The 1401-nt window shown below is 39.6% G+C and carries 1 protein-coding gene and 1 pseudogene; both read left to right on the top strand.

From position 1 onward, the window contains the following. Positions 1-903: pseudogene (locus RTK36_RS12110) on the top strand (DNA repair protein RadA); the annotation flags it as partial. 144 nt (positions 904-1047) lie between these two features. Continuing rightward, a partial coding sequence (locus RTK36_RS12105) for a biotin carboxylase N-terminal domain-containing protein (RefSeq protein WP_312047509.1) occupies positions 1048-1401 on the top strand: 354 nt, incomplete at its 3' end.

Below are 1401 nucleotides of genomic sequence, written 5' to 3'. Positions count from 1 at the left end.
GTTGATGCAGATTTTATTGTTTTAGATAGTATCCAAACCTTTGCCCTATCAGAATTTTATCCAGCCAGAGCGGGAAATCCAACGCAAACCATGGAATGTGCTTCTGCCTTGGTACAAAGTGCTAAGAATAAAGCCAGACCTAGAGCTGTATTTATGATTGGACAAATGAACAAAAACGATGAGATTGCTGGTCTTAGAGCCTTGGAGCATTTGGTGGATACCGTTTTGGTCCTTGAAGGGGAAGGGGCAGAAGAACTGAGAAGTTTAATTGCCACAAAAAACCGTTTTGGTAGCACTGGGGAAATGGGCTTTTTTGCTATGACGGAAAAGGGACTTACTTCCATTGACAATCCTTCGGAATATTTTGTTACCAGAAGAAAAAAAGAAGATGCGGTTTCTGGCAGTGCCATCACAGTTTTACGGGAAGGTTCCAGAGCGGTTGTAGCAGAAATTGAAAGTCTGGTTTCAAATTCCTTTACGGCATATCCGCTAAGAATCAGCGAAAATATGAAAAAAGACACTTTAAATACCCTTTTATCCGTATTGGAACAACGGGGTGGGTTAAAACTATATGATAAAAATGTGGTGGTGAAAACCACTGGAGGCCTGTTTTTAAAGGAACAAGCGGCTAGTCTAGCTGTGCTGATGAGCATTGTTTCTGGTGTGAAAGATGTTCCTTTGCCTTCCGATTGGGCATTCATTGCTGATGTGGGTTTAACAGGAGAGTTGAAGAAAATCCCGGCAATGGAAGGACGGATTCGTGAGTTAGATAGAATGGGCTTTACCAAGGTGTTTGTGGCCGCTGAAGGTGCCAGAAAAGTAAAATTGGATAATTTGGAAGTCGTTGAATGCAAAAACCTCACACATTTATTAGGAAAAATTTTCCCGAAAGGGAAAAAATGACGAAACGTATAAGTTTTACTTATATAAATCTCTACAGATTTTTAGTTTACGAATAAGCCATCGTATATTATAATAGAAAACAAGGTTTTTAATTGTAAACTTTGGGTTTTGAATGAAAAGCATAATGATTAAGGAGGTATAAAGATGCAGGAAGTACAAATTAAGAAGTTTAAAAAGGTGCTTGTGGCAAACCGTGGCGAAATTGCAATTCGCGTATATCGTGCTTTGAATGAGCTGGGGATTCAAACTATAGGTATCTTTTCCAAAGAAGATAAATACTCTCTTTTCCGTACCAAAACCGACGAGGCATATTTGCTGAATCCCGAAAAAGGGCCTATTGACGCATATTTGGATATTGATAATATCATCAAGATTGCGAAGGCAAAGGGGGCTGATGCAATTCATCCCGGCTATGGCTTCCTCTCCGAAAATCCTGATTTTGTTTCTGCTTGTAAAAAAGCAGGTATCGCTTTTATTGGCCCAGAGGTTGAAGTAATG

Source organism: Anaerotignum sp. (assembly GCF_031981185.1).
Classification (GTDB): Bacteria; Bacillota; Clostridia; order Lachnospirales; family Anaerotignaceae; genus Chakrabartyella.
This window is presented reverse-complemented; position numbering and strand designations above follow the sequence as displayed.